Here is a 22,880-nt window from a genome sequence, read left to right as displayed (position 1 = left end):
TAGCCAAGGAAAGAACTGGAGATTATCAAACTACTTATGGAATAATGGAAATTATCCGCCGCAATGGCAATAAAGATGATATTGTAGCTTTTTTAGAGGAACGCAATTTTCCTTTGGATGAAATTGGACGCGAAACACTGGCAGAAAAAATTTTACAATCACCTCCAGAAATAGGCTACCTGACAATTTCTAACGCTTTACAATGGCGGTTACAATATGGCAGAGTTATCCAAGTTTCCACAGCAGGAACGACAACAGGAATAGAAAATTTATTAGTGTAAAAATCTCAAGAGAAAACCAGGGTTATTTGATTCTAAACATAGTTCGCCCTGTACTGAATTAGCTTACGGAAAACCTACACGAACAGGGCTAACAAATCAATTCCGATTTAACGGAATATCAACTGCTAAATAAGAATGAAATAGCCCTGATTGGTTGGATATATTGCTTAATCTGGCTGGCAATTTTTTTACCAATCACTAATGCTGTTTTCGTCCCAGATTTGCAAGTTTAATTCCCGTAAATAGGTTAACCCATTTTCAATTTGTGTTTCTGTTCCTTGGATATCTAAGTCAAACCAACCATCACCTACAGCATTTTGTCCGAGAATTGCAGCTTTGATATTTACTGTTAAGCCGTATTCGGAAACTAGGCGAGAAATGACAGGTTCTTGATGATGATCTTGAGTGATTCTGATGCGAATTCGCTTGTTTATCAGGGTATTTTCACTGCTCATAACAACTCCTAAGATGTAATTTTATATCTGTCTAAAAATTACCCATTACCCCTTATTCAACTTCTTTAATTTGGGTTTTGCGTTCTAGAATTTCCTTGAGTATCAAGGTGATTACTGCGAGGAATGCTAACAATACAGCCGCAGAAAAAGCAGCTTCAGTTTCATATTGTTTGTAAGCATCTTCCACGAATAAGGGTAAACTCTGGGTTGTATTAGCAATGTTACCAGATACGACAGAGACTGCGCCAAATTCACCCATTGCTCTGGCATTTGTTAAGATTAAACCGTAGAGTAAACCCCAGCGAATACTCGGTAAAGTTACTCGCCAGAAAGTTTGCCAATCGTTTGCACCTAATGTTCTGGCGGCTTCTTCTTGATCTTTGCCAAATTCTTCTAAGATAGGAATTACTTCTCTGGCGACAAAAGGCATACTCACAAAGGCGGTAGCCATTACCATTCCTGGAAAAGCAAAGATGATTTGGATATTATGTGCTTGTAGCCAAGGACCAAACCAGCCCTGTCTGCCGTATAGTAGGACTATCATTAACCCGGCGACGACTGGGGAGATGGAAAATGGTAAATCAATGATACTGAGAACTATAGCGCGTCCAGGGAATTTATGTCGAGCGATCGCCCAAGCCGCACATAATCCAAATACGGCATTCACAGGGATAGAAATCGCAGCTAGTAATAGAGTTAACCAAGCTGCATGGAGAAATTCCGGTTTTGCCAGGTTGGATAAAAATGGTCCAGATCCCTTTTTGAAAGCTTCAAAAAAAACATTAATAGCTGGAATATATTGAACCAGAAATAGGTAGGAAATTGCCACGCCAATTAAAACCGCTGGCACCCAACTTTGTTTTTTTTGTCTTTTAACTTTATCTATTGTCATATCTTCTTGCCCAAGCTTGTAAGAAATTAATTGCTAACAACATCACCAAAGAAATTCCTAATAAAACCACACCAATTACAGTTGCGCCGGAATAGTCATATTGTTCCAACCGCTGGAAAATTAACACAGGTGCAATCAAATCTTTATACGGTGTATTAGAAGAAATAATTACTGTTGAACCATACTCTCCCACAGCGCGGGAAAAACCCAAAGCCACACCAGTTAAAATTGTCGGAAATAAAGGCGGTAAAATCACTTTCCAAAAAGTTTGCCATTCGGAAGCACCCAAACTCCAAGCAGCTTCTTCAATTTCTGATTCCATTTCTTGCAGTACCGGTTGCACAGTTCTCACCACAAAAGGTAAAGATATAAATATCATTGCTACTCCAACTCCCAACCGAGTAAAGGATACTTTAATCCCCATTGGTGCTAACAATGAACCCAGCCATCCATTATCACTGTAAACTGTTGCCAGTGTTAAACCTGCGACAGAAGTTGGCAAAGCAAACGGTAAATCTACAGTCGCATCAATAATTCGTTTAAGAGGAAAATCATAACGCACCAATACCCAAGCAATCAAAGTCCCAAATACGCCATTGAGCAAAGCCGCAAATAAAGACGTAACAAAGGTAACATTATAGGTTGCTAATGCTAACTCACTAGTCGCAATTTCCCAAAACTTAGCAGGGGGTTCTGTACTAGCTTTGAGAAACATCGCCATAATCGGAATAAATAACATTACAGTTAGATATCCCAAAGTAATCCGCCAAGTCCAAGGAAGATGAATCAAATTATCTAGAAACACCTTCCAAACTGGAGGTTTAATATTAGTTTGTACAGAAGAAGATACAGCCATAATTTAATCAGTTATTAGTTGTCAGTTGTCAGTTATTCTCTAACAATCACCCATTACCGCTTATTCTTAGCTTGAATTTGGTCAAAAATTGCCCCATCATCAAAGAACTTTTTCTGAACAGCATCCCAACCACCTAATTCTTCAACTGTACCTAAAGTTTTGATTTGGGGATATTTGTCAGCAAATTCTTTACTCTTAGCTACTGTTTCATCAACAGGGCGAAATCCTACTTTCGCAAATTCCTGTTGTGCTTCGGGAGTAAATAAGTATTTCACAAAAGCTTCCACCACCTCCCGATTACCATGTTTATCAACATTTTTATCCACAACAGCAATAGGATTATCAATGGAGATATTTACATCAGGAAGAACATAATTTGTTTTTTCACCCTTATCTCCGGCTAAAACAATTTCGTTTTCATAGTTTACTAAAGCATCACCTTGACCTTGTTTAAAAAATGCGTCTGTAGCTTCACGAGCATCTTTAGTTAATACAGGGACATTTTTATAAACTTTAGTGACAAACTCTGTCGCTTTAGCTTCATCTCCACCAGTTTTAATGACCGAATTCCAAAGTGCGAGAAAATTCCACCGCGCTACCCCAGAAGTTTTAGGATCTGCGGTAATTAGTTTAACATTATCTTTAGCTAAATCAGCCCAAGTTTTAATACCTTTAGGGTTGCCTTCACGAGTCACTAAAGCGGCGACAGATTTAGAAACAATACCATTATTAGGAAATTTTTTCTCCCACCCAGCTTGAATCAATCCCGCTTTTTCAATTTTTTGCGTATCTAGAGCTAGTGCTAGATGAACAACATCTGCTTCTAAACCATCAACTACAGCACGAGTTTGTGAACCAGAACCGCCATAGCTTTGTTTGAAAACTACAGTTTGGTTATGTTCCTTTTGCCATTTTTCCACAAATTTGGGAATAATGGCAGCGTGAGCAGCTTTAGTCACAGCAAATGAGACAAGGGTTAGTTCTACATTCTGTTTTTTATCCGTATCATTGGTTGCATTAGATGAAGAATTACTGGTATTTGTCCCAGAACAAGCAGCAAGAGATACACTCAATACTGTGCCTGCTAAGAAGAGTGATACAAAGCCTTTGAGAGAATTGGGGTTAAACCTCAGTTGTAATTTTTTCAGTAATTGTTGCCACAAATTCATTATTTTTCCTCCTGTAAAAATACGGATAATTAATTCCTCAGCTTGCACTTGTGCTATAAAGCATAATTGTCAATGCTGTTTTAAACAGCATATTGACGATAGGGAATATGGTGATTTTACCAGTTTCAGGACAAATTACAACTCCTCTAATAAAGAAGTATCAATTTTCAATTGTCTTTATAGAGGTTGCAAAATACAAATATTTTAAAAATAGTTATTTTTAATACATATATTTAAATCAAATACTTGCTATTAAAATAGCTTTAATTTATTCCAAGCCTTGCCATATTGGCTTTTTAGGTAATCAAGCATTAAAAAATAACTGCAATATTAAATACATACAATACTCGATAGTAAAATAGTTGTTTTTAAGTGCAAAAACTATTGATTTTATTTATTACATCTGGTAAGCTCTTTTTCGATAGGTTAAGTACGGTATCTCGATTAAGATATCGTAGATTATATTTAAGCCAATTTAAGGACATCCCATGACAGATAATTCTTTAAACACTTCAAAATTATTGTCCAGAACAAAGCCGTTATTTCCTGCTTTATTCCTAGCCGTTGGTGTAAGTATAAGCAATATTATTCCTGTATTTGCAGGTACAGCCCAAAAAACGCAACTCATGAGTCAAAGCGGTAAAAAAGTTGAAATTACCCTGGCTAGTTACGCAGTGACTAAGGCTGCTTACTCCAAAATCATTCCCCAGTTTGTAGCGAAATGGAAGAGAGAAAAAGGCCAAGATGTTGTAATTCGGGAAAGTTACGGCGGTTCTGGTTCTCAAACCCGCGCTATTATTGATGGTCTACCAGCAGACGTGGTAGCTTTAGCACTAGCATTAGATACAAAAAAAATCGAACAAGCCGGTTTGATTAAACCAGGTTGGGAGAAGGAAGCTCCGAATAATTCAATTGTTACCCGTTCAGTAGTTGCGCTGGAAACTCGTGCTGGTAATCCGAAAAAGATCAAGACTTGGACAGATTTAACAAAACCTGGTGTGAAGATTGTTACCGCAAATCCTAAAACATCGGGTGGTGCTAGATGGAATTTCCTAGCTTTGTGGGGTGCTTTGGTGAAGAATGGCGGCAATGAATCCCAGGCTTTGAAATTTGTCACTGATGTGTTTAAGAATGTAATTGTATTACCCAAAGATGCACGAGAATCAAGTGATGCTTTTTACAAAAAAGGTCAGGGTGACGTATTACTAAACTATGAAAATGAAGTCATTCTAGCTGCACAGCAAGGAAAAACAGATATTTCTTACGAAGTTCCTCCAGTCAATATTTCTATAGAAGGACCTGTCGCAGTTGTGGATAAAAATGTTGATAAGCACGGAAATCGTGAAGTGGCTGAAGCTTTTGTCAAGTTCCTTTTCACTCCAGAAGCACAACGTGAGTTTGCTAAAGTTGGTTTTCGGCCAGTTAACGCTACTGTAGCCAAAGAAGTACAAAGTAAATTCCCCAAGATTGCCCGACTCTACACTGTGGATAGTTTGGGAGGTTGGAATGGTGTACAGAAGAAGTTCTTTGACGATGGTGCTATCTTCGACAAAATCCAAAGTGGAAGACGCTAAATATAGCAGTAATGAACTACCTCTAGCCTAGAATATTTCAGCAAATATTGGCATTAAGGGAACATCAAAAAATAAATTATCCAATTTTGTGGGATGGGTATCCTTGCTCATTCTTGATGATTAGTACTGAAGATGCCCGCACCACAAGAAATTTTTGGGTATTTTTTCTGAATTGAAAGTCCATATTAACGAGTAGCGATGGCAATACTTGTCGGTTAAGGAAATGTAGGTTGGGTTGAGCGATAGCGAAACCCAACAAAATCCTTGATAATGTTGGGTTTCGTTCCGATTGCTTGGCGAACGTTTACGTTCCACAACCCAACCTTGTATCTTAGAGGTATGTTAGAGGAAGTGGTAGCGATGGAGTCTTTGATCGAGTTCGGGTCAAGGTATTTGGGGCAACTGATTTTATTAATAAGCCTATAAAAAAAGAGCAGATATTTACGATATTAAATAAGTATTTACCAACGAGTTCTAGAACCGAGTAGTTCCCGAATTTTGCTTTGTCTTATTAATAAAATAGTTGTCAAAAATCATGCAAGTTTCAGGGGTAATCCATCCTGAAATATTAGGAGTTCGCCCGGTTGAATTTGTGTCCAAACTTCGTTATCGGTTAGGGGTGTGGTGACGATGACAGCAACGCGATCGCTTGGTGTAGTCAATTCGCTAAAATCTACAGTCATCTCTTCATCAATTAAATGCGCCGCAGCAAAGGGTGCTTGTCTAATAATGTAGCAAAGTTTGGTTGAGCAATAGGTGAAAAAATGCTGACCATTTGATAATATATAGTTGAAAGATCCAAGAATTGCTATCTCTTTGGTGATTTTATGTAATGTCTGGTAGAGTTCCTTTAATGGTGGTTGTCCTTGGGGAAAATGCGATCGCAAAGTATTAAGAATTAGGCAAAATGCTTTTTCGCTGTCAGTAGCACCCACAGGTTGAAAAGCCCCATGATTTTCTGGGTTAAAATCTGGTAAATTACCATTATGAGCAAATACCCAATATCTACCCCAAAGTTCCCGACGGAAAGGATGACAGTTTTCTAAGGCTATTTTACCTTGAGTGGCTTTGCGGATATGAGCTATCACATGAGTAGAATGAATGGGATACTGACGGATAAAATCGGCAATTGGTGACGCTATAGAAGCTTCAGCGTCTAAAAAAATCCTACATCCTTTACCTTCAAAAAAGGCAATTCCCCAACCGTCGCTATGTTCATCTGTTTTTCCTCCTCTGGCAGAAAAACCTTCAAAGGAAAAGCAAATGTCTGTGGGTACGTTGCAGTTCATTCCTAATAGTTGGCACATTAGTGTTGTAGTTGTAAAGATCAACTCCAGAGTAACTGATTAATTGTGATGGGATAGGTGCAATTTGTACATTTAATTAGCAAATATATGAGGCGTTGGTGCATTGGGGTATGAAAGTCGAAAATTCCATCTCTCAAACTCTTACTCTCTGCGCCTGGAGCGTCTCTGCGTGAAATAAAATCATACTTTTACTCAGCAACACTATATATGAATATACCTCGCGCAAAGTCGCAATGTTCTCAAAGTCTAATTTGCCAATTCCATACTTATTCACCAGTACCAGAATTGTAATATAGCAATATGCAATTGAATCAGGTACATGATTTAACAAAAAAAGACATATATATATCACTTTCAGGTCAATTTTGAATATTCTTGGCTGTTAAGTCTCTAATTATTGGATTTCTAATAAACACCGACAATCCGATAAAGATACCGTATATTTAAATTTATTTTAGAATTATTACATATCCTTCTCAAGGGAGCAAGATGTTTTGAGGTGATTTTCATCAATTTCTCGCCAGAGAATTTATCAATCGTGTGGAGTTAGCTCAGGAAGAGAAAAATAGCAAATAATAGATTATGGACAAACGCCATTTTTTACAAATCAGTACCCTATTAGTCGGTACAGCCTTTTTTTCCCATTATATCAATTGGAGTTCAGAATCTATGGCACTTTCTAATACAGAGTTTGCAGTGACAAAAACAGAGGAAGAGTGGAAGAGTATCCTCACACCAGAACAGTTTCGGGTATTGCGGAAACATGGTACAGAACCCTCCCATACCAGTCCCCTGGATAAGCAATATGAACCTGGTACTTATGTCTGCGCTGGGTGTGGACAAGCTTTGTTTACTGCTGATACTAAGTTTAATAGTGGTACTGGCTGGCCAAGCTTTTTTAAACCCATAGAGGGGGCGATCGCTACTACTACAGATAGAACATTTTTCATGACCCGAACTGAAGTCCATTGTAGTAATTGTGGTGGACATTTAGGCCATGTTTTTAATGATGGACCCAAACCAACTGGTCTCCGTTACTGTATGAACGGTGTATCTTTGCAGTTTACACCCGCGTAGATCACTAATACGGTTCACTTTTTAAACTCTCTCAAGGGGTGCAAACCCCTTGTTTTATTCTGTCAAAAGCAGGAAATTGGAATATAGCAGGTAGAGTTTACATAAAATTGTCGAAAACAAGGATAAGGATTAGATAATGCAAGTTCTCAAAAGATCCATCAAACCAGAAAGTTATATATCGTTTCTCCACATTTACCAAACTACTTGGGGAACTGCTGGTGATATTTGTTTAGTTCGGGAATCTGTAGCTGAATCTAGTGCATCTAAGTTTGTGGGTCGCAGAATTAAATTAGCTCTCCCTAAAGGTATGGAACGTGATTACTTAGTGAATATTCCCATCATTAAAATTGCAGGTTACGTAGGTGAAGGGCATCCTAAAGATCCCCAGTCTGAATGGGAAGCCTATGATGGTATAGATCCAGAAATAGCGATCGCAGTTTTGAAAATTTGGGGCTTTAAGTTAATTGAGTTATAGGAGATTTTACCTCAAGGTACATCTCCATAGAATAGGCAAAAAACTCCTATTTACAAAAACCATGAGCAACAGCACAAAAAATTAAGAGTGCGTCAAGAATTATCTTCCTAACGCACCCTATAAAGTAAAAATTTTTGGGTCAACTTAGTACACAACAGCGGAAGTTAACTAACTATTAAAAATAACTAAAAAGCTGGTAATATCCGCCTTTTTAATTTTTAATTATTAATTTTTAATTCCGCCTAGTCCGTACTAGCGTTTGCCACGGTAAGGAACAGCATTCAGGTAATCAATATCAAAAGAAGATAGCTTTTGAGCATAGTTACCTTTATCAGAGACAGAAGCCGCCATAGCTTCAAAGTTGCCAGGATCACCTGCTTTCAAACGCTTGGCTTTAGCTTTAGCAGTATAGAAATTCTCCAAAGTAAAGCGCCAGTCGGTTTTGACTGTACCGGCTGTTTCTTGGAAGTCCGCACCGTAACGAGGAGTTACCAAGTTAAAAGGACGATCTACAAACCGCTTGCGTTGGTAAGGTACGGTATTATCACCAAAGTTTTGGGTATACTCTTCGCTGTCTAATAAAGCATCAACGAAACCGCCAAAGCCCTTGTTACAAATCACAATTGACCAAGCAATTTCTTCCTTTTTATTGTAAGCACAACGACCCAACAAACGTTTGAGGGTGATGTCTACTAAACGGTAGTTGTTGTTAACAGAAACAACCAAACGATAGAAAGCTTCAGATTTAGCTAAACCGCGAATGAAATCACGAACTGACAAAGAACCGTTTTTGAGTTGAGATTCTAAAGTCCCTTGACGGTTAAACTTGAGAATTTCATGTTCGCTGAAAACTTGGCGATAAGCAGCCCAAATGATGTTTGTCATGTCAGTGTAAGAACTAACATCTTCAATCCGATAGATATAAGGTGTATCTTCATTTTGGTCAGCAACGCCAAAGCTGTCCACTCGGTGATTTTGACTACTTGGATTGTATTGAAGTAATGGCAATGCCATATTATTTTTCTCCTTTTATTATCAAATTAAACAAAGAAAGATTTCGTTTTAGACATACCCCGCCCAGAACTGAAGTATGGCTTACGCCACGCTTCGCTATCAGGGCTAATAACTAAAGTCCGTTAAAACGGACTATAAACTTTTTTTCAGTCGTCTTTAGACGACTTTTGCTATTAGACTCAGAATTCATTCTGAGGCGGGGTTACTTACTTATTTTCCCCTTAAAAGGCTAGTAGATATCACTAATTCCTAACCAATTGAGAATCAACAAGAAAGTGATGCCTGCGGTTATTACCAGTAATACAGCAGACAATGCCCCCAAATCAACATTTTGCCCAGAGCCTGGGTAGAAACCTCCACGCCATTGACGAATATACGGCCATTTTTGGACAATACCTGCCCGGTCACGATAATCAGCACCATAGCGGGGAGTAAAGCTGATTGGTCGGTCTGTGGTCATTCGTTTGCGTTGATAGGGTACGGTATACTCACCAAAGGCTTGTTCATACTCGCTACTATCAATCAGAATATCTACAAATTTTCCCCAACCTAAAGTAGCAATTTGAATTGACCAAGCAATTTTTTCTTGCTCATTATAAGGAGAACGACCCAAAATTCTTTTCAGAACCATTTCTACCAACCGATAGTTGTTATTAGGTGTCACAACTAGCTGATAAAATCGCTCTGATTTCACCAAACCACGAATGAAGTCTTTAACCGTAATTGACCTATTTTTGAGTTGGGTTTCTAGGGTAATTTGACGGTTAAATTTGAGAATCTCCTGTTCGTTGAAGATTTGGCGATAAGCAGCCCAAATTAGTTGTTCAACTTCGCCGGAAGAATTAGCATTTTCAATTCGGTAGATATAAGGATTGTCTTCGTTAATATCTGCCGTACCGAAGCTGTTTACTCTTTGGTTTTGAGTTGTAGGTTTGTATTCAAGTAAAGGAATTGCCATTTTAAAGAACCTGCCTTTTAGTAAAGTTGGCATCTTAAAATGTCGTCATACTTAGCAAAATAACTAAAATTAAAATCCTTAAAAAAATGCAAACTTTATCACTTTTATCACCGAAATTTCCCAGCTAGTTAAAAAACTATTTAGCGCACGGGAAAACTAGCACTAGGACTAATAGAAACAGGAATACCTGTTGATTTGGTTTCTCTGGTAGTGTTAGGAATTTGGATGTTGGCAGTGCTAACTGGTGTGTGAGGCACTGTTTTAATCTTAATGGAATTTGCCATATCCAAAAAGTTTTTGATGTCGCCCCATTTGTAACGAGCATCCTCGATTTGGTCGCGCCAGTAGTCGCTGTATCTTGGTGTTACTAAATTAAAGGGTCTATCTTTATAACGTCGTCTTTGGTAAGGAACGATATTTTCCCCAAAGTTGTTTTGATATTCTTCGGAATCTAGTAAAGCATCCACAAAACCGCCCCAACCTTTGGTAGCAATCACAATTGACCAAGCGATTTCTTCTTCTTTGTTATAAGGGGCGCGACCTAATAACCGTTTTAGTCCAATTTCTATTAATCTGTAGTTGGAGTTACTCTGAATTACCAAACTTTGGAAAGCTTCAGATTTGGCTAAACCCCGAATAAAATCACGGACAGTAATGGCTTTGTTTTTAACTTGGGATTCTAAATGAACTTGGCGGTAAAATTTGAGGATGACGTGTTCACTAAAAAGTTGCCGATAAGCCGCCCAAATTAGTTCTTCTACTTCTCCACCAAAGCCGTAGTCTTCGATTCGGTAAATTTTGGGTGTATCTTCGTTGGGAACTTCATAACCAGAAACACGCTGGTTTTGAGAACTGGGTTTGTATTCTAGTAAAGGTATTGTCATGTTTGTTAGTTGTTAGGGAACAGGGAACAGGGAATAAGTATTTTCCAATGACCAATGACCAATGACCAATGACCAATGACTAATTTTTAGCGTTACCAGGAATGTAACGATAAGGTAGGGAAACTGCTACAGGTTTAACTGTGGGTTGTTCTTGATGATCTCTGCTTGTATCAGGAATACCGCCGCTACTAACGTAGGATTGGGCTGTGGCCAAACTGCGTTGGTAGTTGCACTCGTTGGTAATAATAGACCCAGCCATAATGAAGAAGTTGGCAGGAATTGCCCGACGGATATCTGCTGTAGTTAGTTGTCCTGATGTGCGGATACTGTAGTAGGAACGACCAGCCAGACCACGCAGGTTTTGAGTATCACGCCAGTCAGTACCATAACGGGGGTTAGCGAGGTTAAACGGGCGTGAGCCAAAGCGACGACGTTGGTAGGGGACAACATCATCACCAAAGTTGTCTAAATATTCGTCTGATTCTAATAGAGCATCTATAAAACCGTGTAACCCTTTGGTAGCAATCACGATTGACCAAGCAATTTCTTCGTCTTGGTTGTAAGCAGCCCGACCTAAGAAACGTTTTAAGGTGATGTCAACTAAGCGGTAGTTAGAATTTGTATCTGCTACTTGGGTACGGTAAACCTCTGATTTACCTAAACCTCGGATAAAATCACGGAGGGTAATCGCCCGATTTCGCAGTTGTGATTCTAAAGCGGTTTGCTTGTAGCTGGCTAAAATCAAATGTTCGCTGAAAATTTGGCGATATGCAGCCCAGATGATGCTATCAATATCTTGGTCTGAGGTAGCTGGATCTAAGCGATAAATAGTTGGGGTGTCTTCGTTGGCAACTTCATAACCTTCTACTCGCTGGTTTTGCGATTTGGGCGCGTATTCTAGTAGTGGTATTGACATCTTTACTTTTACCTTGTTATATGGTATATAAATCAGTTTACTAGGCTAAAGCCAACTGAATGCGAGCGCGAACGGCTTTTTCAGTATCGTTAGTCAGCATTAATTGAAATTTAGCCGAAATAGGCGGTTGCACTATAGCCACTTTTGCTAAAGCTTGTAACCCAACAATAGCAGCATAACGAATTGACCAATCTGCATCTTCACAAATCAGCAGAAGTGTCTCTAGGGCGCGGTTAATGGCTATTTCAGCTTCAGTAGGTGCTAATTCCTGCCAATGTATGTTTCCTAATCCCTTCGCAGCAGCACGGCGGACGCTAGGGGCAAAGTCAGTCAATGCAGTGGAGATGAGAATATCCAAAGCACGGGGATCTGCGATCGCTGCTATTGTACGAATCGAATAAGCCCGTGCGCCATAGTTATAATCATCAATTTGGTCTAGCAATTGTGGTACTGCTATTTCTCCCAACTCCGTCAACCCGGCTGCTGCCACTATGGCCGCTGCTGGATTGTTATAACCAAAGACGGCAATTAAGGTAGGAATTGCCAATGGATCTTTGGCTGCTGCCAGATTTTTAACTGCTGTCACCATTTGCTCAGGTGTTTCTGCTACGGTGACAGCCCTAATTAGTTCATCCATTTTTCTGTTGTCAGTAGCAAGAAACCCACCTATGGGGGGGAAACCCCGCCCCTACAAGAGTGAATCTATGAGATTCATGATTTGGATAGCTGGTGCGGATATATCAAAAGTATCAGACTGTTCTGGCAGTTGATACTCTAATAATCCTTTTAAAGCAATAAGTTTAAAGCTACTTTCCACTTGCGCTTGGGCGATCGCATCTGCTGCTGCCAAATACCCAATCGCCCCCAAATCCCCCAACACAACGCGACGCATTTTCAAATCACCTGTTGCCAAAGTTTTCACTAATAACTCACCATAAATAGAGTCTTGTGTCAGTTGGTACATGGCTCTCGCGGCGGAGCATTGTAATCGAGGAACAGAATGGTTGAGAAAAGGCTGCACAAGGGAAATAGCCTCAGTTGCACCCATAGCTCCTAAGGCTTCTAATACTGCTGTATAGGGCTGGGCAAGGTGGGGAAAACCAGGTACTTGTACGGCTTGGTCAACTCCCCCATCTAGCAGTTTTATCAGTGCTGGTAATGCGGTTTTATCCTGAAGCATAGCTAAAGATTGGGCTGCTGCTTCGCGGACATAAAAATCACTACATTCTAAACACTTAATCAAACCTGGTACAGCTTTTAAGTTGCCCAATTTACCAAGTGCCCTCGCGGCATTACGCCGTAAGGGATAACCACCCAGTTCGGTTCTGTCAGATTCATCCTCTAACGCACTAATAAGTGCGTCTATGGCTTCTAGCTGACTGACCCGGAACTTACCCAACCACCAAGCAGCATAATAGCGGAGACTTAAATCTGATGATTGCAGGTTAGCGATTGCGTCCCGCACGCCTTGGGCGATCGCTATCTCTGGTGTGAGATTTGGTGCATTCTCTACAGAATATTCTTCTCCACTGGTTTCTATCATTGCCAGGGCGTATGTTTATCCTACTACTGTCAAAGTTTCAATTTTGACGATTCTGCCACCTAAACGGCTGATTCGTTGCATTTCCTCATTCATCCGGCTGTAGGGTACGGTAATAAACACGCTACCACTGCGGCGAATGTCGAATTTATTTTTGTCGCTTTCTTCGTTTTGCTTTAAGCCGACAACTTCGTAACGAAATACGCGGCTTGCAGATGAGGAAACGCTACTAGCGCCAAGTGTGGTTTGACCGAACATTACTTCTATATCTCCTATGATGAGTTTTGTCGGTGAACAGCACCGGATCTTAGGTGGAAATTACGCTGACAATTTTGCCGCCAACTCGATGAATTTGCTGCATTTTGTCTAGGAGGCGCTCGTAAGGTACAATAAATACTGTGCTACTACGGCGCACGCTGGGGTATCCTGGATTGCGGATGCCTGTAACTTCAACTCGGTAGGTACGATTTGATTCTCCTACAGCATTACCCAAGTTTTGCTTAGGAGCGTTGTCCGCAGATACACGGAAACCCCAGTTTTCATTACTGCCAGATGGTCCAACAACTGATGAGGTCTGATTACTAGCTAATTCCCTCGCTAAACGAGATTTAGCACCTTCGACTTGAGCAGTATCGCTGTTGGCATAACCCCGGTATAAACGGAACATCCGAGTAAATCCGGCTGCACTTTGTCCTGTTTGAAAATCAAAACCGCGATAGTAGGGAACAACGCTTTCCCCAAAGCTATTTTGATATTCTTCAGAATCAATGTAGGAGTCAATTTCCGCGTCGTAACCTTGGTTAATATATAAGTCTAAGTGGTAAGTTACTTCCGACTCATTGTATGGTGCGCGACCCAACAAATGTTTATAGTTGAGTTCAATTAACCGAGTTTGAAAACTGTTGTAGAAGAATTTAGCTTTGTAGAGTTCTGATTTAGCAACGCTGCGAACAAATTCACGGACGCTCAAATTGCGATCGCGTAGCAAGGATTCTGCGCTGATTAAGCGATCTGATGCCAATATATAGTCATTTCCTAAGACTTGCCGATAAACGGCACGAATTACCAATTCGACTTCTTCTCGGCTGGCGTTGGGGCGGAGTTCAACTCTGCGTGCGTCGCTAAAAGGCTCTGTCCCCAGTCTGGATGCTGCTGTTGTAATTGCCATATTTTTCCCTTTATTGTGCCGAATTTTGGCTGAATAAAGCTTGGTATTTCACCCAAGTGGATCAGTGGTCAGTGGGATTTACCTATTCCCTCTTGACCTATTTTATTTGTACATAAAACTATGCCCGGAGCTAGATCCAATTGCTAGGTGAACCAGAGTGATCATGTATGGTCTTAACGCCACTCAATTCCCAGTCGGAATATTTTCCAACTTACGCAGTGACTCCCCATGAACGACTGGTGAACCCCTTTAGGGGTAAATCCATCTAACAATTGTATCCCTCTCCGGGCATGAAGCTATCTAGCTAAGAGCGTTGATTGCGTAATCAATGTAGGTGTTAGCTTCGTTAGCAGCTTGACCGCTCAAACCATGATTAGCTTTAATGGATTTCAAAGCTTCTACATACCAGCTAGGAGACAAGTCAAATGCAGCGTTAACTTCAGCTAAACCAGCAATTAAGAACTCATCCAAAGGACCCGTACCACCAGCAACTAAGCTATAGGTGATGATGCGGAGGTAGTGACCAACGTCACGGGCGCACTTAGCTTTACCGCGAGGATCAGCTGCGAATTGATTGCCTTGTGTAGAGGTGGTGTAAGGGAATTTGCTGTATACAGCACTGGTAGCACCGTCAATCAATTTTTGAGCGTTAGCTGTTAAACCACGAGCGGCTTCCATGCTGGCAGCAGCACGAACTAGACGACCGTTAACTGCTTGTAATTCGGTATTGCTTAAAAAGCGTCCTTGGGTATCAGCAGATGCGATTGCTTCGGTAATTGGTGTTTTCATTGGTGAAAATCTCCTAGATAGTTTCTTGCTTTTTTTGTATGGCTAGGCCATGCAGACTATGGGAAAAGCTCAATTCAGGTTCGAGCCAATTTGTAGTGAATTATTAAGCAACAGCAGCCGCAGCGCGGTCGAAGTAGCTTGCCAATTCAGAAACCAAAGAACTGCAATCACCTTTGGTGATACCGTTAGGATCGTTAACGATAGCGATCGCTGCTTCTTTCATTTTGCCAACACCAACTGCTACAGAGCTACCAGGAGTACCCAAAGCTTGGTATGTTTCGCGCAAGCCGTTTAAGCAACGGTCATCAAGAACACTAGCGTCACCAGCGATAGCGGCGTAGGTAACATAGCGTAAAATGATTTCCATATCGCGTAGACAAGCAGCGTTCCGACGGTTGGTGTAAGCATTACCACCAGGAGCAATCAATTGAGGCTGTTCTTCAAATAAAGAACGAGCTGCGTTGGTAACAATAGCGGAAGCGTTGCTTGTAATACGGTTAACAGCATCTAAACGCTTGTTACCGGAAGCTACAACTGCACTTAAAGCATCTAGTTGTTCGGTGCTGAGGAATTCCCCTCTAGCGTCGGCTTGGGAAACAACCTTGGAAAATACATCTAATGTCATGGACTCTAATCTCCTAAATTACTTAGTTGAGAGATGTCTAAATTAAAACTAATTTGGATTTGTTCGCAACGGAGTCAAATCAAAGCGTTTCTCAATTCGCTCTCTCATTTACTAGTTTACAGTTTACAAACCAAAAATTATGAGAGTCAAGGAAAATTTTATGAGAAAGTGGCAAACTGGATGAATTGCCTGCTTTTTTCAACTTTCCTCTGTTGTTTAACCCCTACAGTTTATGTTTATACAATGCTATAGAGTCTTTATTCGTTACAAATTATGAATAAATGAGATCATAGCTTAAGATAAGGCTCAAATCCTTCCTATATAAGGGGTATAGCTGAGAAAATTCTTATATTTACGTTACATAACTTTATATTTTTTGCAAAAAATCGCAATACTCGGCGGTTAAAGATTGTTTTAATTTTGCTGTAAACTCTTGATATAACTAGACCAAAACTTTTTTTAGCTTCTATATGAGTTTTATAATTTTTGTTAAGGAATGTTAAATTTACATTTCTAAATATTTGGGAAATTTTCGTTTTTTTCCCCCCTGGGGGGATATAAATTTTCCCAAAGGTAAAACTCACAAAATGAGACTAAATGGCTATTTTTTCATAAATTCTTAATAAAGACCACTACGACGGCGCAGGACTTCCAATAAAGTTGTCAAGCTGCGGGGAAGGGGTGCTGTGACTGCGACTAAATCGCCAGAAATGGGATGTTGTAACTGAAGTTTCCAAGCGTGTAATGCTTGTCCCGGCAAATTTACACCCAGGGAATGACCTGAACTATAAATGGGGTCGCCGACGATGGGATGACCCATTTTGGCGCTATGAACGCGAATTTGATGGGTGCGTCCTGTTTCTAGTTGGAAGTGAATTAAGGTGTAGTTGCCGAAGCGTTCTTTTATACGCCAATGAGTGATAGCATTGCGTCCACCATCTTCTATAGAAACAATAGCCATTTTTTTACGGTCTTGGGGGTTGCGACCAATGGGTAAATCTATAATTCCGGTTTCTGTTTTGGGAACACCGTAAATTAAGCCTAAATATTCTCTTCGGGCGGTTTTTGCTTGTAGTTGCGCTTGTAGGTGTTGGTAAGCTAGGTCTGTTTTGGCGATCGCAATTGCTCCTGTTGTATCTTTGTCTAAACGATGGACTATTCCTGGCCGTTGCACGCCACCGATTCCTGGTAAATTGGGACAGTGCGCCAAGATGGCATTAACTAACGTTCCGTCAGGATGTCCGGGTGCGGGGTGGACGACTAAACCTGCGGGTTTGTTGAGAATAATTATTTCGTCGTCTTCGTAGAGGATGTCTAGGAGAATATCTTCTGCGATTACTTCTAAAGGTTGAATGGTGGGAATTTCCAGGGTAATGCGATCGCCTGTTTTCAGGTTAATCTTTTTAGATGTGCAAATCTTGTCATTAATTTGAACATGACCCTGTTCTATTAACTGCTGGATGCGAGAACGTGATAAATCTGATAACTCTTGGGATAAGTAGCGATCTAGGCGATCGCTATTTTCGCTAACTTGGATATTATTAATTGCAGACACGATTAAGTATGGGGTGTTTTAAGAAACATTGAGATTCAAAATGTTCTAGGAGAACCTCTGTACTTCATTTTTTCATCTTATGTTTAAGATACTTTTTTATTTCTCTAGAAAATATATACTAACCTAAAAAGAATAATTCAAGAATTATATTGTAGGAGTCAGGAGTCACCGAGTCACCGAGTCAGAAGAAAAGCCAGTTGGTAGCAAGAGTTTGACAGTTAATTGATGTCCTAAACGCCTTGGTCATTGCTATAATTCAAAACCTTTGTAAAATCCAGTAATTATAACTGATCATGAGAGAAAAATTTAATGATCAATCTCAGTATATGAACACAATTCCGATTAGTAGATATAGATTTTTTCAAAAGATCCAACCAATTAGCTTATTAAAAAAGATTACTAATAATTCTTTTACTGGTTGTTTACAGGTATTTAGTGAGTCGGGTGCATGGTCAATATACATGGATCAGGGTAAGTTAATTTACGCTGGTTATTCCGAGGAAATGTTTGAACCTCTTTATCGTAATTTACAGAGATTGAGTCAACAAATTTCTACTCTTCCTTTAGGAATTAATGAACAGGTGCGGATGATTTTTGAAAAAGACATTGCAAATCAATCAATTCCCAACCCAGATTATTTAGCAATTTGTTGGTTAGTTAATCAAAAATATATTAGTCACCATCAAACTGCTTTGCTGATTGAACAATTAGCATTGGAGGTTTTAGAATCATTGCTGGATTTAGAATATGGCAGTTATGAATTTGTTCCCCATACTTTTTTAGATAATCTTCCTAAATTTTGTCATTTGAACTTAAGAACTTTAGTAGAACAATGTCAATCAGGGGTTAAGGTTGATGTTCAGGAAAACTTGAATTTTGCAAATCATGATCAATCCCCTTCACGTAGCAGATATCAGGAGCAATTACCTAAAATCAATGCTGAGCAAGTTGATTATCAACCACATATACATCAGTCGATAAACTCCCCAGTTAGGGAGCGGAAGAAATATAGTATTTTGGGTGTGGATAATGATTATAGTATATTAAATACTGTGGAAGATTTTTTAGATGAGCAAATATTTTCTGTGCTGAAGTTCATGGATTCTTCCCAAGCTTTAATGGAAATTTTGCGTGTACAGCCAGATATTATTTTATTAAATGTAGAAATGCCTAATTTAGATGGCTATGAAATCTGTTCTTTATTACGGAAACACAGCCATTATAAAAATACTCCTGTAATCTTCATGACGGAAAGAATGGGATTAAGAGATAGAGCAAAAGCTAAGTTTGTGAGAGCTAATGGTTATTTAGAAAAGCCTTTCTCTCAAGGGGATTTACTGAAAATCATTTTTCATCATATTGTGTGAAAATTTCCAGATGTCTCATTTATTTAATTGTTTTAGATTTAATTTCTTGGATGATTTTGGAAACTTCTTCCTGAGATTCAATATGACGCGATAAAACTTGCACAGTTGTATTTAATAATCGTTCATTGAATAACTTCGATATATCTTCTCGTAACCCTTGTCCAATATAAAATTTCAGCAAAGCTTCTATAGACATATCTTTATTAACAGCTACTTCTTCTAGTGATGTTAAAGTATCTTTGGGTATTTTGATGGAAAGAACTTCTGTGACACGAGGATGCACTTGCAATTTCATTTCTTCATTATATCCCATTCAAATTCAATCCACTGAGTTTGGTAAACAAAATTCATTACTTATTTAATTTCCTTTTTTTTGCCAGATAATATATCGTGCATCTTAACGACTGCACCAATTACGGCGATCGCTGGTGCTAGAAATCCTTTTGCTTCCACTTGTTGGACAATTGTCCCCAATTCACCAATTAATTCTTCCTGTTCTGGCCGAGTTCCCCAGCGAATTAAAGCAATGGGTGTATCTAAACTCAATCCAGCTAGGGTAAATTGTTCAATAATGTAGGGTAAATTATGAATACCCATATAAATTACAATAGTTTCTGAACCGTGCGCTATGGCTTGCCAATTTACATGGGGTTTATACTTACCAGCGGATTCATGTCCAGTTACAAAAGTGACAGAAGAACTATAAAGCCGATGGGTTAAGGGTATACCAGCATAGGCCGCTGCGGCGATTCCTGATGTAATTCCTGGGACAACTTCTACGGGAATACCTGCGGCTATTAATTCCGCCATTTCTTCCCCACCACGACCGAAGATAAAAGGATCACCACCTTTGAGACGGACAACTATGGCATGATTTTCAGCTTTTTCAATGAGTAATTGGGTGGTGACTTCTTGTAACAGTGAATGTCTACCCATGCGTTTACCCGCGTTGATTTGTTCGGCTTGGGGATTGATCATTTCCAGCACTTCTGGACTCACCAAAGCGTCATAAATAACCACATCTGCACAAGCTAATAAACCTTTGCCTTTGAGAGTCATGAGTCCAGGATCTCCAGGACCTGCACCGACTAAATAAACTTTACCCAAAAACTTTTTCCTCTTCTGTGATGAAATTCTCGATTAAATCAGCAAATTCTCGACTTGTTCCTAATGGTTGTGCGAGTTGAAAACTTACTGATGGAAATTGTAATTTTAGCGTTTCTACTGCTTGTGCGATCGCATCAGTTATCCCACCTGTAAATAAAAAATAGGGGAAAATCGCAATTCGTCCATAACCAGCAGCGATTAATTCTTGTACTCTGACTTTTAAACTGGGAGGGACAGACCAATAGGCTGTAACTGCGCCCACACTAGCTGCTATACTTTCGACAGAGGTATGAGAATCAGCGCGGCGACTACCATGAGCTAAAATAATTGCTACATCTGCTTTAACTGTCATCATCATTTTAGCAAAAAACTTTTCCAACCCAGGATAACTACCAATATAAGGGCGCAATTCTATGATCATGCCTTTATTTATCACCTGTTCTGCCAGGGTGATTTCTGCGGGAATATCAGTCATGACATGAAATCCCGGTAACAAAAATAGGGGAATAATTTGCACCCTTTTACAGCCAAAAGCTTGAACACGATGAGCAAAATCTTGAATTTGCAAATGTAAAGGTTGGATATTTGCCTCCAGGGTAGCAACTTCTACGAAATTCTCCCCTGGGGGTAATATCTCTCTTAACATTCCAGCTAATTGCTGCATAGCCATATCTGGACGAGGATCACGACTCCCATGAGATACTAAAAGATAAGCTGTAATGTTCGTAAGTTGCATATTAGGAAAATCAAACAAAAGCCGCAACGGGGACTGTAAAGATTAAATCACAATTCGCTCTATATTCTGACTTTGTGCAAAATTCATTCTCGTTACAGGAAGGATACAATTATGAATAAACTTTTTTCATATTTTGCCTTAACAACACGTACAGCGTTAACCCTCGGACTAACAGGAATTATTCCCTCTCAGGTAGCAAATTTAATGCCCATTGGTAGCGATCTTGCTTTAGCGCAAACAAATATTGATTTGAATGCTTTTAGAAGCAATGCTTTGTCTAAACACAACGGCTACCGAGCTATCCATCGTAGTCCTAGTATGACAATTAGTAGTTCTGCTAATAACACTGCTCAAACCTGGGCGCAATACCTAGCAGCCAAGGGATCATTTAAACACAGCGCAGACAATCGGCGCAACAATGCTGGGGAAAACTTATATGTTTACTACACTACAGCCCCTTCGATAAGTTCAGACAGCCTGGCTAACACAGCAGTTAAGTCATGGTACGATGAAGTCAAAGCTTATAACTATAATAGTCCAGGGTTCTCTTCGGCTACCGGGCATTTTACCCAGGTTGTGTGGAAAAGTAGCACCCAATTAGGTTGTGGTGCGGCAAGAGGCACTAAAACCATGAATGGGACTAAATTCAACGCTTTCTATGTGGTCTGTCATTATGTACCCGCTGGTAACGTGCAAGGGCAGTTTCCTAGCAATGTGCTAAAACCGTAGGGAAAAGTCATTTTTCTGTTTTCTAATCAATTTATGTCAGGGTTTAGCACATTGGTGAGGTGCGTCAGATATCAAAAATCTGTTTATTTGCAAGATTTATGCCGTCTGACGCACCCTACAACTGATTAAAAATATGATTTTGTTTCACGCAGAGGCGTAGAGAGTAAGAGTTTGAAATCATTGATTTTTCAATTTTATACTTCAGTTTAGCAACGCCGCTGATTTCTAACTTTTGATTATTTCTAATTTACCATTTTTAACTAGTTTAAATCTTGTCCCTCGCCATTCAATAGTATTACCAAAAAATCCACAACACCAAATTATAAATCTAACTATATCCGCAACAGGAATCAGCCAAAAGAATTTTTTAGTAACTGCATCATTAAGGACTTTTATTCCTATTACCCAAGCCATGATCAAGCGCATGAGTAAAGTTATGGAGAACACCAACAAAGAGAGAGTAGAACCACTGCTAGTTATTAATAATAGTAAACTAGAAACTGTGCCAAAAGTAAATATTAAGCCGGCATAAACCCAAGGACGAGAAACACGAATACAACGCGCCCAACGAATTTGGCGATTGATAGAATCTAATAAACTACTATGTCCTAATCTGTGTTCAACAGCTTGGGGTTTCGTCGGTTTAGTCACCGTAGCCTTAATTACCGGCGTAATGTCCCAAATCATGTTAATTCGCTTATCCCAAAATGCCGTTTTGCAATTAAGAATCCAGTTAAGTCGGCAAATATTAGCTTCGGAATTAAGTCATTTAGAACAATTAGGAAATCCTCGCTTATTAGCCACTTTAACAGAAGATGTCCAAGCCGTAGCAAATGCTGTCTATGTCATTCCCTTTTTATGTATTGATATATCAATGGCTTTAGGCTGTTTATTATATATAACTTGGCTATCTTGGTTAGTATTTATCATGGTAGTGGTTTTAATGATTGCCGCTATTGCTAGTTGTAAATTATTATTAGATAAAGGCGAAAAATTATTAGCTTTATCCCGTGAAGATCAAGATAGTTTATTTAATAATTTTAGCACGATTACAGCCGGCATCAAAGAACTCAAACTGCACTATCAACGCCGTCAATTTTTCCTGAGTAATCGTTTAGAAGCCACAGCCAGTAGATTTAGAAATCACAATGTTCAAGGTTTAACTTTGTTTGCGACAACTGCTAGTTGGGGTAAACTCATATTTTTCTTTGCCATTGGTTTTGTCCTTTTCATTCTACCACATTTATTCGCCATTGATGCCGAAACCTTATCCGGTTATATTCTCACATTTACTTATTTAATGTTGCCGATGGATAATATTTCTAATAACTTGCCATTAATTAGTTAGGACTTACGCAAGTGTCACACTAAAAATCTGTTGTAGGGTGCGTCAGACTGCATAAATC

Annotated in this window: 26 protein-coding genes and 1 pseudogene; 7 read left to right on the top strand and 20 right to left on the bottom strand. The window is 39.5% G+C overall.

Annotation, left to right across the window (positions count from 1 at the left end; all coding sequences use genetic code 11):
- Positions 1-44: 44 nt before the first annotated feature.
- Positions 45-281, top strand: a complete 237-nt coding sequence (locus CA730_RS25875; protein ID WP_231939931.1) for a hypothetical protein — start codon at positions 45-47, stop codon at positions 279-281.
- A 188-nt stretch (positions 282-469) separates the two neighbouring features.
- Here the strand turns inward: CA730_RS25875 and CA730_RS23870 are convergent, their stop codons facing one another.
- Genes CA730_RS23870 through CA730_RS23855 form a run of 4 tightly spaced genes read right to left on the bottom strand, consistent with a single transcriptional unit; the run spans position 470 to position 3,653 of the window.
- Positions 470-736 carry an NIL domain-containing protein gene (locus tag CA730_RS23870; RefSeq protein ID WP_096671138.1) on the bottom strand — a complete coding sequence of 89 codons (267 nt, stop codon included), beginning with the start codon at positions 734-736 and terminating at the stop codon, positions 470-472.
- Between the two features lie 52 nt (positions 737-788).
- On the bottom strand, positions 789-1,628 hold the full coding sequence (gene cysW, locus CA730_RS23865; protein ID WP_096671136.1) for a sulfate ABC transporter permease subunit CysW: 840 nt from the start codon (positions 1,626-1,628) through the stop codon (positions 789-791).
- Positions 1,615-2,484 (bottom strand): sulfate ABC transporter permease subunit CysT, encoded by an 870-nt coding sequence (gene cysT / locus CA730_RS23860; RefSeq protein ID WP_096671134.1) that lies wholly within the window; start codon positions 2,482-2,484, stop codon positions 1,615-1,617. The genes cysW and cysT overlap by 14 nt, the downstream gene beginning before the upstream one ends.
- A 53-nt stretch (positions 2,485-2,537) precedes the next feature.
- Complete coding sequence (locus tag CA730_RS23855; RefSeq protein WP_096671772.1) at positions 2,538-3,653, bottom strand: sulfate ABC transporter substrate-binding protein; 1,116 nt, start codon at positions 3,651-3,653, stop codon at positions 2,538-2,540.
- A 488-nt stretch (positions 3,654-4,141) separates the two neighbouring features.
- Between CA730_RS23855 and CA730_RS23850 the strand changes: the two genes are divergently transcribed.
- Positions 4,142-5,227: a sulfate ABC transporter substrate-binding protein gene (locus tag CA730_RS23850; protein WP_096671132.1), complete on the top strand. Its 1,086-nt coding sequence runs from the start codon at positions 4,142-4,144 to the stop codon at positions 5,225-5,227.
- 533 nt (positions 5,228-5,760) lie between these two features.
- Here the strand turns inward: CA730_RS23850 and CA730_RS23845 are convergent.
- On the bottom strand, positions 5,761-6,534 hold the full coding sequence (locus CA730_RS23845) for a class II glutamine amidotransferase (protein WP_096671130.1): 774 nt from the start codon (positions 6,532-6,534) through the stop codon (positions 5,761-5,763).
- Positions 6,535-7,116: 582 nt separating this feature from the next.
- Between CA730_RS23845 and msrB the strand changes: the two genes are divergently transcribed.
- Positions 7,117-7,611: a peptide-methionine (R)-S-oxide reductase MsrB gene (gene msrB, locus CA730_RS23840; protein ID WP_096671128.1), complete on the top strand. Its 495-nt coding sequence runs from the start codon at positions 7,117-7,119 to the stop codon at positions 7,609-7,611.
- A gap of 136 nt (positions 7,612-7,747) precedes the next feature.
- Entirely contained in the window at positions 7,748-8,086 is a 339-nt protein-coding gene (locus CA730_RS23835; RefSeq protein ID WP_039200904.1) for a hypothetical protein, read from the top strand.
- Positions 8,087-8,338: 252 nt separating this feature from the next.
- Here the strand turns inward: CA730_RS23835 and CA730_RS23830 are convergent, their stop codons facing one another.
- The 11 genes from CA730_RS23830 to CA730_RS23780 form a co-directional block, all read right to left on the bottom strand.
- Positions 8,339-9,100, bottom strand: a complete 762-nt coding sequence (locus CA730_RS23830; RefSeq protein ID WP_096671126.1) for a phycobilisome rod-core linker polypeptide — start codon at positions 9,098-9,100, stop codon at positions 8,339-8,341.
- Positions 9,101-9,329: 229 nt separating this feature from the next.
- A complete protein-coding gene (locus CA730_RS23825) occupies positions 9,330-10,058 on the bottom strand; it encodes a phycobilisome rod-core linker polypeptide (RefSeq protein WP_096671124.1) in 729 nt (242 codons plus the stop codon).
- Between the two features lie 140 nt (positions 10,059-10,198).
- On the bottom strand, positions 10,199-10,942 hold the full coding sequence (locus CA730_RS23820) for a phycobilisome rod-core linker polypeptide (protein ID WP_096671122.1): 744 nt from the start codon (positions 10,940-10,942) through the stop codon (positions 10,199-10,201).
- A 79-nt stretch (positions 10,943-11,021) separates the two neighbouring features.
- The gene (locus CA730_RS23815) at positions 11,022-11,858 is read right to left on the bottom strand and encodes a phycobilisome rod-core linker polypeptide (RefSeq protein WP_096671120.1); all 837 of its coding nucleotides are present in this window, start codon (positions 11,856-11,858) and stop codon (positions 11,022-11,024) included.
- Positions 11,859-11,898: 40 nt separating this feature from the next.
- A complete protein-coding gene (locus CA730_RS23810; protein ID WP_096671118.1) occupies positions 11,899-12,495 on the bottom strand; it encodes a HEAT repeat domain-containing protein in 597 nt (198 codons plus the stop codon).
- Positions 12,496-12,546: 51 nt separating this feature from the next.
- On the bottom strand, positions 12,547-13,401 hold the full coding sequence (locus CA730_RS23805) for a HEAT repeat domain-containing protein (protein WP_096671116.1): 855 nt from the start codon (positions 13,399-13,401) through the stop codon (positions 12,547-12,549).
- A 15-nt stretch (positions 13,402-13,416) separates the two neighbouring features.
- Positions 13,417-13,656, bottom strand: a complete 240-nt coding sequence (locus CA730_RS23800; RefSeq protein ID WP_096671114.1) for a phycobilisome linker polypeptide — start codon at positions 13,654-13,656, stop codon at positions 13,417-13,419.
- A 49-nt stretch (positions 13,657-13,705) separates the two neighbouring features.
- Complete coding sequence (locus tag CA730_RS23795; RefSeq protein WP_096671112.1) at positions 13,706-14,566, bottom strand: phycobilisome linker polypeptide; 861 nt, start codon at positions 14,564-14,566, stop codon at positions 13,706-13,708.
- A 300-nt stretch (positions 14,567-14,866) separates the two neighbouring features.
- Positions 14,867-15,355, bottom strand: a complete 489-nt coding sequence (cpcA, locus tag CA730_RS23790; RefSeq protein ID WP_096671110.1) for a phycocyanin subunit alpha — start codon at positions 15,353-15,355, stop codon at positions 14,867-14,869.
- Between the two features lie 103 nt (positions 15,356-15,458).
- Positions 15,459-15,980, bottom strand: a complete 522-nt coding sequence (locus CA730_RS23785) for a phycocyanin subunit beta (RefSeq protein WP_096671108.1) — start codon at positions 15,978-15,980, stop codon at positions 15,459-15,461.
- A 619-nt stretch (positions 15,981-16,599) separates the two neighbouring features.
- On the bottom strand, positions 16,600-17,535 hold the full coding sequence (locus CA730_RS23780) for an RluA family pseudouridine synthase (protein ID WP_096671105.1): 936 nt from the start codon (positions 17,533-17,535) through the stop codon (positions 16,600-16,602).
- A gap of 326 nt (positions 17,536-17,861) precedes the next feature.
- Between CA730_RS23780 and CA730_RS23775 the strand changes: the two genes are divergently transcribed.
- Positions 17,862-18,902 carry a response regulator gene (locus CA730_RS23775; protein WP_096671770.1) on the top strand — a complete coding sequence of 347 codons (1,041 nt, stop codon included), beginning with the start codon at positions 17,862-17,864 and terminating at the stop codon, positions 18,900-18,902.
- A 19-nt stretch (positions 18,903-18,921) separates the two neighbouring features.
- Here CA730_RS23775 and CA730_RS23770 read toward each other — a convergent pair whose 3' ends face one another.
- The 3 genes from CA730_RS23770 to CA730_RS23760 are packed head-to-tail and all read right to left on the bottom strand — an operon-like array spanning position 18,922 to position 20,745.
- Positions 18,922-19,197, bottom strand: coding sequence for a hypothetical protein (locus tag CA730_RS23770; protein WP_231939930.1), 276 nt, complete (start codon positions 19,195-19,197; stop codon positions 18,922-18,924).
- Between the two features lie 59 nt (positions 19,198-19,256).
- Positions 19,257-20,009, bottom strand: a complete 753-nt coding sequence (gene cobA, locus CA730_RS23765; RefSeq protein WP_172891240.1) for a uroporphyrinogen-III C-methyltransferase — start codon at positions 20,007-20,009, stop codon at positions 19,257-19,259.
- A complete protein-coding gene (locus tag CA730_RS23760) occupies positions 20,002-20,745 on the bottom strand; it encodes a sirohydrochlorin chelatase (protein ID WP_096671100.1) in 744 nt (247 codons plus the stop codon). The genes cobA and CA730_RS23760 overlap by 8 nt, the downstream gene beginning before the upstream one ends.
- Positions 20,746-20,856: 111 nt before the next feature.
- On the opposite strand from CA730_RS23760, the gene CA730_RS23755 reads away from it, so the two are divergent.
- Positions 20,857-21,474: a CAP family protein gene (locus CA730_RS23755; RefSeq protein WP_096671098.1), complete on the top strand. Its 618-nt coding sequence runs from the start codon at positions 20,857-20,859 to the stop codon at positions 21,472-21,474.
- A 225-nt stretch (positions 21,475-21,699) separates the two neighbouring features.
- On the opposite strand, the gene CA730_RS23750 is transcribed toward CA730_RS23755, so the two are convergent.
- Positions 21,700-22,161, bottom strand: coding sequence for a hypothetical protein (locus CA730_RS23750; protein ID WP_172891140.1), 462 nt, complete (start codon positions 22,159-22,161; stop codon positions 21,700-21,702).
- On the opposite strand from CA730_RS23750, the pseudogene CA730_RS23745 reads away from it, so the two are divergent.
- Positions 22,088-22,816: pseudogene (locus CA730_RS23745) on the top strand (ABC transporter transmembrane domain-containing protein); the annotation flags it as partial. The gene CA730_RS23750 and the pseudogene CA730_RS23745 sit on opposite strands and share 74 nt — an antisense overlap.
- Positions 22,817-22,880 lie beyond the last annotated feature (64 nt).

Source organism: Dolichospermum compactum NIES-806, from assembly GCF_002368115.1.
GTDB lineage: Bacteria > Cyanobacteriota > Cyanobacteriia > Cyanobacteriales > Nostocaceae > Dolichospermum > Dolichospermum compactum.
Note: the sequence above shows the minus strand (reverse complement) of the source record. Positions and strands in the feature narration are given on the sequence as shown.